Source organism: Photobacterium sp. 270122K, from assembly GCF_059941365.1.
On record NZ_JBPOEN010000003.1, the window covers coordinates 14,421 to 26,716 of the forward strand.

General features: G+C 46.5%; 12 protein-coding genes and 1 pseudogene. 10 read left to right on the forward strand and 3 right to left on the reverse strand.

Annotation, left to right across the window (positions count from 1 at the left end; translation table 11 throughout):
- Positions 1-160: 160 nt before the first annotated feature.
- The 5 genes from ACSF8W_RS06110 (at position 161) to ACSF8W_RS06130 (ending at position 2,961) form a co-directional block, all read left to right on the forward strand.
- Positions 161-628, forward strand: coding sequence for a Dps family protein (locus ACSF8W_RS06110; RefSeq protein ID WP_500845973.1), 468 nt, complete (start codon positions 161-163; stop codon positions 626-628).
- A gap of 377 nt (positions 629-1,005) precedes the next feature.
- Positions 1,006-1,350, forward strand: a complete 345-nt coding sequence (locus ACSF8W_RS06115; RefSeq protein ID WP_500845974.1) for a hypothetical protein — start codon at positions 1,006-1,008, stop codon at positions 1,348-1,350.
- Positions 1,351-1,401: 51 nt separating this feature from the next.
- Positions 1,402-1,770 carry a hypothetical protein gene (locus ACSF8W_RS06120; protein WP_500845976.1) on the forward strand — a complete coding sequence of 123 codons (369 nt, stop codon included), beginning with the start codon at positions 1,402-1,404 and terminating at the stop codon, positions 1,768-1,770.
- A gap of 338 nt (positions 1,771-2,108) precedes the next feature.
- Positions 2,109-2,456, forward strand: coding sequence for a hypothetical protein (locus tag ACSF8W_RS06125; protein ID WP_500845977.1), 348 nt, complete (start codon positions 2,109-2,111; stop codon positions 2,454-2,456).
- Between the two features lie 73 nt (positions 2,457-2,529).
- Complete coding sequence (locus ACSF8W_RS06130; RefSeq protein WP_500845978.1) at positions 2,530-2,961, forward strand: hypothetical protein; 432 nt, start codon at positions 2,530-2,532, stop codon at positions 2,959-2,961.
- 90 nt (positions 2,962-3,051) lie between these two features.
- On the opposite strand, the pseudogene ACSF8W_RS06135 reads toward ACSF8W_RS06130, so the two are convergent.
- Positions 3,052-3,294: pseudogene (locus ACSF8W_RS06135) on the reverse strand (transposase); the annotation flags it as partial.
- Between the two features lie 372 nt (positions 3,295-3,666).
- Here ACSF8W_RS06135 and rbsD point away from each other — a divergent pair.
- From rbsD to ACSF8W_RS06160, 5 genes are all read left to right on the forward strand, one after another.
- Positions 3,667-4,086: a D-ribose pyranase gene (rbsD, locus tag ACSF8W_RS06140; RefSeq protein WP_500845980.1), complete on the forward strand. Its 420-nt coding sequence runs from the start codon at positions 3,667-3,669 to the stop codon at positions 4,084-4,086.
- Between the two features lie 120 nt (positions 4,087-4,206).
- On the forward strand, positions 4,207-5,556 hold the full coding sequence (gene fucP / locus ACSF8W_RS06145; RefSeq protein ID WP_500845982.1) for an L-fucose:H+ symporter permease: 1,350 nt from the start codon (positions 4,207-4,209) through the stop codon (positions 5,554-5,556).
- Between the two features lie 84 nt (positions 5,557-5,640).
- A complete protein-coding gene (locus tag ACSF8W_RS06150; RefSeq protein ID WP_500845983.1) occupies positions 5,641-6,654 on the forward strand; it encodes an aldose 1-epimerase family protein in 1,014 nt (337 codons plus the stop codon).
- Between the two features lie 118 nt (positions 6,655-6,772).
- Entirely contained in the window at positions 6,773-7,690 is a 918-nt protein-coding gene (gene rbsK, locus ACSF8W_RS06155; protein WP_428475812.1) for a ribokinase, read from the forward strand.
- A gap of 15 nt (positions 7,691-7,705) precedes the next feature.
- Positions 7,706-8,716 carry a substrate-binding domain-containing protein gene (locus ACSF8W_RS06160; RefSeq protein ID WP_500845984.1) on the forward strand — a complete coding sequence of 337 codons (1,011 nt, stop codon included), beginning with the start codon at positions 7,706-7,708 and terminating at the stop codon, positions 8,714-8,716.
- A gap of 201 nt (positions 8,717-8,917) precedes the next feature.
- Here ACSF8W_RS06160 and ACSF8W_RS06165 read toward each other — a convergent pair whose 3' ends face one another.
- Together ACSF8W_RS06165 and ACSF8W_RS06170 are read right to left on the reverse strand one after the other, a co-directional pair.
- Positions 8,918-10,378, reverse strand: coding sequence for a DKNYY domain-containing protein (locus ACSF8W_RS06165; RefSeq protein ID WP_500845986.1), 1,461 nt, complete (start codon positions 10,376-10,378; stop codon positions 8,918-8,920).
- A gap of 212 nt (positions 10,379-10,590) precedes the next feature.
- The gene (locus tag ACSF8W_RS06170) at positions 10,591-11,973 is read right to left on the reverse strand and encodes a short-chain fatty acid transporter (protein ID WP_500845988.1); all 1,383 of its coding nucleotides are present in this window, start codon (positions 11,971-11,973) and stop codon (positions 10,591-10,593) included.
- Positions 11,974-12,296 lie beyond the last annotated feature (323 nt).

Here is a 12,296-nt window from a genome sequence, read left to right on the forward strand (position 1 = left end):
GTCCACCCATCGTTACAACGACCATGGATAGTTATTTCCTATCATGCCGATAGGATCAAACAGTTATACCCACTAGAGTGGCTGCGATAAAGTGTTCCTCAGCAAGACCGAACCTTCTTGATAGATTCGGCTTATGAACAGAACATCATAGGACAGCATCATGAAAAACTTAATTGGTCTAGAACAGCAACCAACGAACGAATTAGTCGAAGAACTCAATGCACTGTTAGCAGACTACCAAGTGTTGTACATGAACACACGTGGCTACCACTGGAATATTCAAGGTAAGCAATTTTTCGAACTACACGTGAAGTTTGAAGAAATGTACACAGACTTGCAGCTTAAAGTCGATGAACTTGCAGAGCGTATTCTCACCCTTGGCGCACGTCCAAATCACACCTTCAGCCAGTACTTGGCACTGAGTGAAATTCACGAGCATAAAGACGCCAGCCAAGCCGAAGACTGCGTGAAAGGCTTGTTGGATGCCTTCCAGTTGTTGATCACTAAACAACGTCGTATTGCAGAAAAAGCCGCTGAAATTGGTGACGAAGGTACGGTAGCACTGATGAGCGATTACATTCGTGAGCAAGAAAAAACCACATGGATGCTTAACGCGTACTTGCAGTAATCACATCGAACATCAAAAGCAGTATTGAATAAAACCTGAGCGTAATGCGTTTAGGTATGAAGGCCGGCAGCAATGCTGGCCTTTTTTCTATGCGTCTATCCCGACCTAACGCGTCATACCGAATGGTTCAAGGCTCTCTTCTGTGCTTCAAGTGATTAACGTTATTGATAAGATACATCCGACGTTTCACCATTCTTCAATCTAGATCTCACCTAATGCATTGAAGTATTTGGGATCCTTTGCGATATAAACTAAATACGGCATAGTGTAAATCGAAGTGGATGCGCGACTATCTATCTTACGGGTGATGGTTATTAATTCAGATTTTCACCTCGCTCTTTAAAGTAAGTGCGGGGCTTTATCGAGGTATTGATGTTATGCCCACATTTCAGAAAATAGGTAATAGATATATTGGGGCGTATCAGTGCGGTGCTGGACAAGATGCGTATCTGGAGGTTGAACTGGCAGCAAATCATGTACCAGTTCCTGAGTTATATGCGAAACCGCCAATGGCGTTTTCACTTTCTGATGGGGTTGATCCTGAAGCGATAAGGGAAGCCGCATTACTTGGTGCTAAAATGGCGAATGATAAATTGGGTACAACGTTTGGGCTTAAGCGCATCGGATATATCCCCAATGATTCAACCCGTTACAGCATTCATGCTCGCATTGTATCAATGATTATCAGTAGAGTGCATGCTGGTGGTGAACTAGCGAACTAAATTTAACCTATGCTAGTCAATCTCCAGTCAGTTTTTCACATAGAAGCCATTATGAACAGTGCCGAAATATTTGGTTATGAATTATCTGAAAAAGTTTACGATTATTTAAAAAGAAATATCCGTATTGATTATTGTCATTATGGATACTGTGGTGTTGGATTTGTATTAGAGGATAATAAAGTACTTTACACGCATTTTGATGAGTGGTTGATGTATAGGCATGGGATGCAATATGCACCGGGTGGTTCATATGTAGGGATTATTCAGACGTTTAATTCAAAGTTTGAATTCATTGACTGGCTGTCTGAGCAATCTGATTGTTCGCTGTCGGGCTTTGAAACGGAAGATAATTGGTATATAGACAACCAAAGAGTGACAAGGAAAAGATTGCTTTATTTGATTGAAAATAGCTATTTATGAATTAAATATAAGGTTTTTTATGTTATGAGTATTTGACGTGGATGGTGAAGGAAATGGGTAAAGTATTTGAACTGATAGCAGATGGAACATTGAAATAAATTATTATGAGAAAATAAAAGAAATACCTGTTTGTCTTGATGGGATTGTTATTGGTGAAAAAATTATGCGATCACTGTTTAAATGGTGTGTTATTTTAGGTTGTCATAAATAGTATTTTATAGGGGTTCATCTTTCCGTATCAGATAAAGGTTACGAAATGAGATTTAGCGCTTCATATGGAAAAAAAACCGAAGTGATAACGCTGAGTTGTGTGTAGTGAATCATGGGGTATTAAATGAATGAAGTTAATCGGCAGCAAAACAGAAGATGAGTGCCGAGACGAGTTGATGCGTCTTAATGAAGTGTTACAAAAGCCAGAATTCGGTCTGAAAAAGGCACTGGAGGCTGCGGGGCATGAAACTAAACATGCATGTGTTTTGCAGTGTATCCCTGAACAAGGCGAATATTCTTACAGGGTATTAATTGAGGGTATATATCTGATTGAGGTAGAAATAGATATATACGACAGTTTGCAAATTCCGCTGTTAGAGAGAATAGAGTTGAAGTCTTATCTGCATGGGTTGAGCAAAATGAATCAAATCAGGCTGGCAGTGGTAATGGACTTGGTTAATAAAAAAAATAATTAGCATGTTTACATATGCGTATGTAAACATGTTAGCTTCGATAAACAATGGTTTTACTGTGAAGGACATAACAGTAATGAAATTTATCCCGTATTTTGAAGAAATATATTACGTGAATTTTGATGATCCAGGGTTTGGTCATAAAATAAATCAATCTAAGTTATCCGGTGTATATGCCAATCATCTATTAAAATTACAGAGGAAAACGTGGTTGAGAAATGCATTTAGACCTGTCGCCGTTTGTTATCCTTTAAATAAGGAAGAAAAAGGCCAAAAAATCAAGTTGATTGTACGACCAGACGGTTTTGGTCTTGGTTTTATATGTCTTTGGTCATTCCCTCTGATTGTTGAGTTATTCAATGTGATGTTTCAAGGATTGTTTGGTTCTATGCTGGGATTAATAGGCTTACTGTTTCTTGGATATCTTTTGTTGATGATTGGATTTTGGATAGAGGTTCCATTATTAAAGCGTGAGCTCAATCGAATATTTTCACTGAATCCAAAATAACGTTATTTTTTGAGGCTCAATTATTTTTATGGTGAGGTTTTCACTGTCTGTACAGTGTGACTGAGAGGGGTATCGTTCTGTGTCAGCGTAGTCTACATACTCATCGACCCAACCTATGAAATGGATACTTAGCTGAGATAATATCAGGTTCCAGTTCTGCACCGAATGTGTCCACTTCTCTGACGCCTTTAAAATCCCAGCATAAAGTAATTTTAGTAAGCTGGTTTCATTGGCAAAGCCACCTTTTGTTTTGGTCAGTTTTCGGAACTGGCGATATACAGCCTCGATCGCCTTGGTCGTATTGATAGCTCGTCGTATTTGTTCTGAACATTTGAGCACCACTAATCGCACAGAAATCCAGCATGTAACGATGTCGTTGGTTCAACACGCAGCTATTTTATCGTTATGTAGTATGCAGTATCGCGCATACTGATGTCTTTTACGTAAATCCTCATTCATTGCACAACCTAGTGTGATGCTTGTCACTCAATTTCCTCTCTTCTCGGGTTTATCTCCGATCCTAATCACACAATGCTTTTTTGGTCAGTGCAAAGAATCTCGATAGGATTATGATTTCATCGAAACGTATCGATGGCGATGTTTCTTCCCTCTGCACACAGTGTATTGATGGCTGTTCTTCATGACAGCGGCGCATGGCAGGGGAGGCAAGGTCGCCGCTCATTTCACGCACTTAGGCCGATAAGAATGAAAAAAAGTCCCTTACTTAACGCGGATATTGCTTACCTCGTCGCTACGCTGGGTCATACCGATGAAATCACGATTGCCGATGCTGGGCTGCCTATTCCGGACCATGTTCAGCGCATTGATTTAGCGCTGACGCACGGTGTGCCGAGTTTTATCGATACGGTGCGTGTGATCTTAACGGAGTCGCAAATTGAAGGTGTTGTGATAGCGGAAGAGTTTGCCCAAGTCAGCCCTAATCTGTATCAGGCACTGCTTGAACTGTTGGCGGTTGAGCAGAAGCGCTGCGGCAAAACGATCTCAATCGAAACAGTGTCCCATGACGCATTCAAAGCACGCACTCATAACAGCAAAGCTGTGGTGCGTACCGGGGAATGTACCCCTTATGCCAACGTCATTTTCCAAGCTGGCGTGGTGTTTTAATTTCGGTGACGCACAACGTGCCAGTGTAAAGCACCGGTGTGCGTCAACCCCTGTGACCTGAAACTCGAAATCAAACAACGATAAATAGCCCGTAAGGGCAGATAACGATGGAAGCGCCCTATGTTTATTCGAAATCATACTGTTCAACATGCGGACGGTTATTTAAACAAAACCCCGATTTTCCAGTTCCTGCTACTTTCAACGGTCTTCGCACTGTGGTCTGCGGCCGCTGCGCTGAACGATGTGTTGATCACCCAATTTAAAACGATTTTTGATCTGTCGAACTTTGCCTCGGCATTGGTCCAGTCAGCGTTCTACGGCGCTTACTTCCTGGTTGCGATCCCTGCATCGATGGTGGTAAAGAAAACGTCGTATAAATTAGCGATTTTGCTGGGTCTGGCGCTTTATATCTTTGGTTGTTTGATGTTCTTCCCTGCGTCACATGCGGGCACTTACACCATGTTCCTGGCGGCGATTTTCTGTATCGCAATTGGCCTGTCATTCCTTGAAACATCGTGTAATACCTACTCAGCAATGATTGGTGAGCCAGAGCGTGCGACCTTGCGCCTGAACGTGTCTCACACCATCAATGCGATGGGTTACATTGTGGGTCTGCTGCTTGGTAAGCACCTGATCTTCCAAGAAGGTGTCAACGTTGAACAAATGATGTCAACGCTAAGCGGCCATGAACTGGCGATGTTCAAAGATCAAATCCTGCAGCAGACACTGGAACCGTACAAGTGGCTAGTCGGTATCATTGCCACCGTTGCTGCGTTGATTGCCATCACGGAATACCCAAACTGTAAAGCCGTATCAGACAAGAAAGCCGATGAACCAACGTTTGGTGAAACGCTGACTTATCTGGCAAGCAACACCCGTTTCTTCAAAGGTATCGTGACGCAGTTTGCTTACGTGGGTATGCAGGTTGCGGTATGGTCATTCACCATCCGTCTGGCATTGGCAATGGATCCAACCATGGTTGAGCACGATGCCGCGAACTACCTGCTGTACGCATTCATCATGTACTTCCTGGGTAAACTGTTGGCGAACTACCTGTTCACCAAAACCACGCAAGAAAACGTACTGATGGGTTATTCAGCGGTTGGCTTCCTGTGCTTGCTGTACGTCACGTTCGTACCAAACTTCAGCGCAGTATGGGTCGCGGTTGGTACATCAGCCCTGTTCGCACCATGCTGGGCCACTATCTTTGCGTCAACGCTTCAGTCAGTAGATACCCGTTACACAGAAACAGCCGGTGGCTTTGTGGTGATGTCTATCATCGGTGGTGCGGCGATTCCTGTGGTACAAGGTCTGTTGGCGGATAACGTAGGTATGCAAACCTCATTCATCGTTAACGCAGTGTGTTTCGCGGTCGTGTTCACTTACTTCCTGAGTGAGAAAAAACACAAGAAGCCAGTGACTTACACAACCAAAGCGTCAGCAACACAAGAAACCGTTGCTAACGCGTAATATTCAGATGGCCATCCGCAAGCGGGTGGCCCTTGCTTCGAGTGAGTGTGTATCACGCGCTCCTCAACTCAAGGTGAAAAGATAATGATGTTGACATTCCCACTCCATAAAGCGCATTTTACCGCGCACAAAACATTGATTGCTCAATCGGCGGACTTTGAAATTCATGCGTTTGCGTACCGTTCTGGCATTGAAGCGTTGGAAATCAAGAACAGTCAAGGTCACTTGGTGGTGCTGCCGTTCATGGGACAAATGATTTGGGACGCTGAGTTTCTGGGTACCGATTTGTGCATGAAGAACATGTTCAGCGAGCCAAAGCCGGCGAAAAGCATTGTGGAAACTTACGGTTGTTTTGCGTTCCACGCGGGTATGATCCGTATGGGTTGCCCAACGCCGCAGGACGATCATGTGCTGCATGGTGAAATGCCGTGTGCAAACATGGACACCGCATGGTTGGAAATCGATGAGGAGTCGGTAACCATCAAAGGCACGTACGAATATGTGATGGGCTTTGGGGATCATTATCTGGCCACACCATCCGTACGCTTAGCAAAAGATGCGAGCGTGTTTGATATTCAAATGCAGGTGAAGAACTTGGCCAGCGTGCCGATGCCGCTGCAGTACATGTGCCATATCAATGCGGCGTATATCGACAATGCCGAGATGACACAGAACATTCCAGACAGCACGTTCACGCTGCGCGAAAGTGTTCCTGCACACGTGCAACCAACAGAACAATGGTTGGCGTTCAATGAATCACTGAAAGTGTCTGCGCCAATGGCCGCATTGGATCAGCCAGCGATGTACGACCCAGAAATTGTGTACTTTATGGAAAATCTGCCAGATCACGTTGAACGTGCAGAGTTTCGTATGAATATTGGCGATAAGTCGCTGGTCACGGCTTTTAATACCAACGAGTTTTGCAGTGCTACTCGCTGGATTTTACGCAGTGAAGATCAACAAGTGGCAGCCTATGCGTTGCCAGCAACGTGTTGTCCGGAAGGCTTCCTGACGGCCAAAGCCAACGGCACGCTACAGTACTTAGCACCGCAAGAAGCGCGTGTGTTTACCGTGCGTACCGGTATTGAACATAATTAAAAAATCCATTGTGCGCGTCGTCTTCGCGGTCAGTGGGGCGAGCGCCGATGAAAAACAACGTTAGCTAGCGTTTTAAGAACCAAATATAAGAACCAATTTGAGAACCAAGGATAACCGTATGAATAAGTTAGTGGTATTAGGTAGTGTGAATGCAGACCATGTGCTTCAGGTGCCTTCTTTCCCGCGTCCGGGTGAGACATTGCACGGTCGCAACTACCAAGTGATCCCTGGTGGTAAAGGTGCCAACCAAGCTGTGGCGGCTGCGCGTTTGAATGCGGATACCGGCTTTATTGCTTATGTGGGTGATGATGCGTTCGGCATTAACATTCGCGAACATTTCAAAATGGACGGCATCAACATTGCCAGCGTGAAGATGCAGCCAAACTGCCCAACCGGTATCGCGATGATTCAGGTGGCTGACAGCGGCGAAAACAGTATCTGTATTTCAGCAGAAGCCAACGCGAAATTGACCGCCGAAGCGATTGAAACAGACTTGGATGCGATCCGTCAGGCGGATTACTTGCTGATGCAATTGGAAACCCCAATGTGTGGCATTGAAAAAGCCGCGCAAACAGCAAAAGCGGCAGGTACAACGGTTATCCTTAACCCTGCACCAGCACGTGAACTGCCAGATACGTTGTTGAACCATGTAGACATCATCACGCCAAACGAAACAGAAGCCGAAGCGCTAACCGGTATCACCGTTGATAGCGATGAAGCGGCACAGCAGGCTGCGAACGTTCTGCATGCCAAAGGTATCCATACGGTGATGATCACCTTGGGTGCGAAAGGTGTGTGGCTAAGCCAAGGCGGTGAAGGCAAAGTGATCCCGGGTTTCCGCGTGGAAGCGACCGACACAACGGCGGCTGGCGATACGTTTAATGGGGCATTCGTCACTGGTTTGCTGGAAGAAATGCCGCTAGAATCAGCGATTAAGTTTGCCCATGCGGCCGCTGCTATCAGCGTGACACGTTTTGGGGCACAAACATCGATCCCTCGCCGTGAAGAAGTCGAGGAATTTCTCGCTAAGCAGTGATAGGAGCAAGATAGCGTGGCAACCATGAAAGATATCGCCAAATTGGCGGGTGTGTCGAGCTCAACGGTGAGCCATGTTATCAACCAATCACGTTATGTCAGCGAAGAAATGACTGAGCGGATCAATCGAGCCGCTCAGGAACTCAACTACACCCCCTCCGCGCTCGCGCGCAGCCTGAAAATGAACCGCACCAAAACCTTCGGTATGCTGGTGACCACCTCTACCAACCCGTTCTACGGGGAAGTGGTAAAAGGGGTTGAGCGCAGCTGCTATCAACAAGGTTATAACCTCATTTTGTGTAACACCGAAGGTGATCACCAGCGCATGCAGGACTCGATTAACACCTTGCTGCAAAAGCGGGTTGATGGGGTGATCCTGATGTGTTCCTCATTAGAAGGGGAGCAGTTCGATATCTTTGATAAATACCCAGACATTCCCGTTGTGGTGATGGATTGGGGGCCGATCCGGTTTACCTGTGACAAAATTCAAGATAACTCGCTCAGTGGCGGCTACATGGCGGCGAAGCACCTGATTGATTGCGGCCATCGTGACATTGGTTGTATCACAGGGCCGCTCAATCGTTATCAAGCCATGATGCGTTATGAAGGTTTTAAACGCGCGCTCAATGAAGCGGGATTGGCGTTTAATCCGAAATGGATCGTTGAATCGAACTTTGAATGCGATGGCGGCTACGAGGCCTTTAACCGTATTTATGCGTCTGGCGAGCTGCCAACGGCTATTTTCGCCTGTAACGACATGATGGCGATGGGCGTAATGAATGCTGCCAATGAAAAGGGCTTGTCTGTTCCACAGGATTTCTCGCTCATCGGGTACGATGACATTCACATAGCCCAGTTCATGTCGCCCGCACTGACCACCATTCACCAGCCGAAATACCGGTTGGGGCAGGCCGCCGTGGAAACCTTATTAAAACGTTTAGCAGGCGAGACGAGTGATGTTGGCGTGATCCAGTTTGAAGCGATGTTGGTTGAACGTAAAACCGTCGTGGTGATCAACGGGGAATAATCGTCAGGCTCTGTGAATGGCGTTGTCATGGTGAGTGCCTACGAAAAATTGGGTTATACGCTAATCGAGGTCCCCCAAGGCGTCTGTTAAATAAAGAACCGCGTTCATTCTACAGCAGGTGGGATGCCTCGCCGGATAACCCTCAGTGGTCACGCTTATTTATTTTCATGCTCAATACATCCAGTGTGCATCAACACCGCTTTATTTGCTTTCCACCCGCTCACCACGCCAGTAATAGTAGTTGGCATCTTCCATGTCGTATGTGTTGTAGCCGCTATGGCTACGGGTAAAACTGTCAGGATCGGCACCGTCGACTTTTTTCCCTTCCCAATACACATGGTTGGCATCTCGAATGGCAGATTCTCGAATAATGACTTCCACCGTGTTGATGTCTATTCCTTCGATTTTGGTATGGCCAAAATACATGGATTGGCCATCACCGCCGTAGGTTGAAAAGCGTTCTAATAGGGTAAATTGTGGGACGTTCACCCCCTCTAAAGAATGCCCTAAGTAAAAGATATGATCGGCCGTTTTTAAGAACGTTTCTTCGCTCAATACTTCCAGCGAACCGCTTTGTTTTGATATGACACGGTCTTCAAAGAATACGTGCTGTGCATCTTGACCATAACGACTGGTGGTGGAGTAGTCCTCAAAGATGGCCTCTAGCAGTGTGAATGAGGTGGGGTCGGCCTGTGGAATAATGGCACCGTTGAAATACACATGTTGGGCATCTTTGGCAAAATGGTCGTGGTCAATTAATGTAAACGTCGCTGCATCTGCGTCGGTAAGTGCCGTGCCATCGTCATATACGATGTTATCAATGGCCAAGTGTTCATCCCCCAGTATGCGAAAGGTGCTGATGTCTTGATAGGGAAGGCTTGCTAACCAAAAGGTAGCACTATCCTGTCCCGTGTAGCGTTCATCACCGTCATGAATAAAATCCGCCTTATACCAGTAGATATGCGATGTATCGTAGAAATATTGGTTATCAAGTACGCGAAAGTGTTGTCCGACAACGTCGGTTTTTACAAAGCTATTATCACTTTTGATGTACACCGCGTGTTTATCTTTAGCGACATCGTCACTGAGTATTTCAAATGTGTCGTAGTCCACATCCATGATGCGATAGTCGTAATAGTAATGTTGTTTGTCTTTCGCCCAACTGTTGGTAATGATTTCAAAGGTGTCAGGATCAGCGTCTTTGACGGTCATGAATTCATGGCGTTTGCTAAGGCGTTTGAGGAGTCCACCGTCGTTAACATAGACGCCAGCCTTATCTTTCACCACAAAGTGATTGAGGATCTCGATCGTATCGCGATCAGCCACCGTTGATATTTTTGTCGGGCCGTAATACACACTGTCTTTATCGCGGGCATATTTTTCATTCAGCACTTCAAAGGTATCGAGGTCAGCGCCTTCCACAACGTCATTACCCAGTTCAAACCAGTTGCCATAGGGTGAATAGCGAATGTGTTGACGGTTATAGGAATAGTAATAGGAGGTGGATTTGTCTTCATCGACCGTGCCAGAAAACCAAAACGGAGGGTTAATAACGTAGCTGAGAAGTGCTCTGTCACCCATGTGAATGTTTGCCAGTATGAAAGGAAACACAAAGAGTAACGCGAGATACAACCAAAACGGTCCACTGAATAGGCTCCCCATTTCTCACCTCCATACTGTTGAGATTGATGCTGTAATGGCTGGTGGCAATATACAGGAAAGCGGAAAGGACTGAATGCTGTCGGTGACGTTGTTGGAGAGGGATCAAGGTAAAGCAGAAACCCCATTGAAAAGGGCGACATTGGTTCAGTGATAGCGCATGGAAAACGAATCAGCCACCGCGTGCGGTGGCTGATTGGCGTTGTATTACACGTTTATAGGAATAAGAACGCGGTACAGATAATCACGCCCGACGCCAAGAGTGTCACGATACAGTAACCCATGATGTCTTTCGCATTTAGACCCGCAATACTCAAAGCAGGCAGCGCCCAGAATGGCTGGATCATATTGGTCCACGCATCGCCCCAAGCAATCGCCATCGCGGTTTTCGCCGCTGGGACGCCCAATTCTAGTCCTGCAGGCATCATGATAGGCGCCTGTACCGCCCACTGACCGCCACCAGAAGGCACAAAGAAGTTCACGATACCTGCGCTCAAGAAGGTAAACACCGGGAAGGTCAGTTCATTGGAAATATTCACAAACCAGTCAGAGACCGCACCCGCAACCGATACACCGTCTGGGCCTGTGGCCACCATCATGCCCATAATACCGGCATAGAATGGGAACTGAAGTAGGATACCCGCCGTGTTCTTGGTGCCTTGTGCGATAGCATTCAGCAGGCGCTTTGGTGTGCCGTGTAGCAAAATGGCGGTGAACAGAAACACGAAGTTCACAATGTTCAGGTTCAGGGCAAAGCCGTTTTCGATGAAGTAGTTGATGATGTAAGTAAAGCCGAGCAGTGCCAAGGCACGGTTCACCCATACACTTTGTTCTAGGCGTTCTGCTGGTGTTGTCGGTGCGGCTTCCTGTTTGGGTTCCGTGCTGTCTTCCAGCAGTGACGGGTCAATCACAAACGTATTTTCTGCGCTTGGGTGCATCGCCTTATTGACCAGTGGGATCACAATCAGCATCACGCCGACAATCGCCATGTTGACCACCGAGAAAATGGTTTCGCTGGTGGGAACGGCTTCGGTGAGGTCACCGGAGGTCGCTTCCGCTAAACCTGCGCCACTCGCTAAAGACAACGGTACAGACCCAGACAGGCCGCCATGCCAGAAGAGGAAACCGGTATAGGCAGAGGCAATCAGCAAACGGTAGTCGACGCCTTTTACGCGTGCGGCCAGTTCCTTGGCAAAAATCGCACCGACAACGAGACCAAAGCCCCAGTTAATCAAACAGGCTACGGCAGAAATGAATGTGACGATCATAATGGCTTGCGTTGGACTGGTGGCGTACCCCGCCAGGTTAGCCAAGAAACGCTTAAAGACCGGTGCCGAGGCCATGGCATGACCGGTGACCACCACCATTGCCATCTGCATGGCAAACGCGAGTAAATTCCAGAAACCGCCCGCAAATGCATCAACAACCTGAAGAGGAGACTGGCCAGTGACTGGCATGGTAATGAGGAATACGACAAAGGTCAGAATGGCGGCAAACAAAAAGGGATCGGGTAAATAGCGTTGTACTACATGGGTGAAAAGTGAGGATATACGCTGTAACAGCGTGGGGGATTGCGGGGTGCTGGTTGTTATTGTCATCGGAACTCCTTTCCATCCACCGTCACTCGTTGGCTCGCTATTGCGCCTTCATTTGTCGGGCTGGCGGCGAAATGAGGGACGGAGTAGCAACGCATATTGTGTTGTTTTGCTACGTTGTTGGCGGTGTGTCGATGGTTATCAATATCACGTTAGGGATGTATGGCTACCGTGTCATTCAAACCCATTCTGAGTACATTGAGTAGACGTAATAACGGGAAACGGATTTGCATATTTTCAAGATTGAAAGTGTGGTGTCTCGCAGGTTGAAGTCTTTCGGTTGAAGCAAATTTGTGCTATTTCGAGGTAGGAAAATCTGTCTGAAT

Excerpts from the sequence above, each read along its gene's own strand:
- fucP (WP_500845982.1), top strand. The coding sequence starts at position 4,207 with ATGTTTATTCGAAATCATACTGTTCAACATGCGGACGGTTATTTAAAC.
- ACSF8W_RS06170 (WP_500845988.1), bottom strand. The coding sequence starts at position 11,973 with ATGACAATAACAACCAGCACCCCGCAATCCCCCACGCTGTTACAGCGT.
- rbsK (WP_428475812.1), top strand. The coding sequence starts at position 6,773 with ATGAATAAGTTAGTGGTATTAGGTAGTGTGAATGCAGACCATGTGCTT.
- ACSF8W_RS06115 (WP_500845974.1), top strand. The coding sequence starts at position 1,006 with ATGCCCACATTTCAGAAAATAGGTAATAGATATATTGGGGCGTATCAG.
- ACSF8W_RS06165 (WP_500845986.1), bottom strand. The coding sequence starts at position 10,378 with ATGGGGAGCCTATTCAGTGGACCGTTTTGGTTGTATCTCGCGTTACTC.
- ACSF8W_RS06125 (WP_500845977.1), top strand. The coding sequence starts at position 2,109 with ATGAAGTTAATCGGCAGCAAAACAGAAGATGAGTGCCGAGACGAGTTG.
- rbsD (WP_500845980.1), top strand. The coding sequence starts at position 3,667 with ATGAAAAAAAGTCCCTTACTTAACGCGGATATTGCTTACCTCGTCGCT.
- ACSF8W_RS06110 (WP_500845973.1), top strand. The coding sequence starts at position 161 with ATGAAAAACTTAATTGGTCTAGAACAGCAACCAACGAACGAATTAGTC.
- ACSF8W_RS06130 (WP_500845978.1), top strand. The coding sequence starts at position 2,530 with ATGAAATTTATCCCGTATTTTGAAGAAATATATTACGTGAATTTTGAT.
- ACSF8W_RS06150 (WP_500845983.1), top strand. The coding sequence starts at position 5,641 with ATGATGTTGACATTCCCACTCCATAAAGCGCATTTTACCGCGCACAAA.
- ACSF8W_RS06120 (WP_500845976.1), top strand. The coding sequence starts at position 1,402 with ATGAACAGTGCCGAAATATTTGGTTATGAATTATCTGAAAAAGTTTAC.